We start from the raw sequence: 238 nt of genomic DNA, 5'->3' as shown, positions 1-238 counted from the left end.
CCACTTTCAGACGAAATGTCGCGCAAAGGTGATGCGCAGCGCGGCGTCCAGATCGCCCATGCCCACCGGAAGCCCAAGGTCGACAAGGCTGGTCACGCCATGGCCGGAAATGCCGCAGGGCACGATGCCGCTGAAATGGTCAAGGTCAGGCTCGACGTTGATCGAAAGACCGTGAAAGCTGATCCATTTGCGCAGCTTGATGCCGATGGCGGCGATCTTGTCTTCGCGCGGGCTGCCG

1 protein-coding gene is annotated in these 238 nt (G+C 61.3%); it reads right to left on the bottom strand.

Annotated elements, in window-relative coordinates; translation table 11 throughout:
• Positions 1 to 6 precede the first annotated feature (6 nt).
• A partial coding sequence (locus RMT89_RS45335; RefSeq protein ID WP_399499135.1) for a lipoyl protein ligase domain-containing protein occupies positions 7 to 238 on the bottom strand: 232 nt, incomplete at its 5' end.

The organism is Streptomyces sp. P17 (genome assembly GCF_032436805.1).
In the GTDB taxonomy this organism is placed as follows: domain Bacteria; phylum Actinomycetota; class Actinomycetes; order Streptomycetales; family Streptomycetaceae; genus Streptomyces.
This window is presented reverse-complemented; position numbering and strand designations above follow the sequence as displayed.